Genomic DNA, 848 nt, shown 5'->3' with positions numbered 1-848 from the left:
CCGTAACCTCGCTTCCGGAACACCACGCAAGCGCTCCCCGACGACACCCGGACAGGACGCTCACCTATCCAAGCGTGGCGTCCACATCTGCGGGTTCAGTTCTCGTATCAATCAGGCAAAAATGTTCATTGGCACTATCTGTCCGCCGGGCCGCTGTTGTTACATGGGCACGACCGGACCCGAGGTCGCCCACGCGGCACATCCGCGAACTTCGCTGCTGATCACCGAATCAATCTACCGTCGCCCTGGGCAGGGAACCAACCAACGCCCATAGCGTCAGCGCATCGTCGCTGGCGACAGGGCGGGGCCGGGTTGCCGGGCGTTTCCGGGCCACTCACCGCGACCATAGTTTCAGCGTGAGCGGTGTGACAACCGATCGGGGTCGGCTCTGGGTGTGAGGTGGGTCTTGGGCGTGGGTCGGGCGCGGCCCACCGTCGGCATCATCGGCACCGCCGAAGGCCGAGAACCTACTCTCGTGCCGGGTTTGCCCGACTGCACTCTGTCGACACTCGACGAATTCGGATGGAACCAACGCCGGGTCCGGCGCGTCCATGTCTGCGTAGGTAAGTTCTGGGCTCAGTCGGCGGAGTAAGGGGTTCTGGGGTGGGTATCGAGATTCCCGAGGCATTGCAGTGGGCCGCGAAGTATGTCGTCGGTGCGGGTGATTGGCCCGAGGGCGACGAGACGGCGATGCGGCGGATGGCCGACGCCTACAACACCGCCGGCACCACCCTCGACGACCTCGGCGATGATGCCCAACTCAAGGTCAACCAGCTCCTCGCCGCCCTGGACGGGCAGACCGCCGACGCGATCGAAGCGTTCTGGAAGAAGCTCGGCAACAATGACGG

Annotated in this window: 1 pseudogene; it reads left to right on the top strand. The window is 64.5% G+C overall.

Features of this window, described 5'->3' with window-relative positions:
- Nucleotides 1-603: 603 nt before the first annotated feature.
- Nucleotides 604-848: pseudogene (locus tag ACFXNW_RS14475) on the top strand (hypothetical protein); the annotation flags it as partial.

This window comes from Nocardia sp. NPDC059180 (genome assembly GCF_042754945.1).
In the GTDB taxonomy this organism is placed as follows: Bacteria; Actinomycetota; Actinomycetes; order Mycobacteriales; family Mycobacteriaceae; genus Nocardia.
Note: the sequence above shows the minus strand (reverse complement) of the source record. Positions and strands in the feature narration are given on the sequence as shown.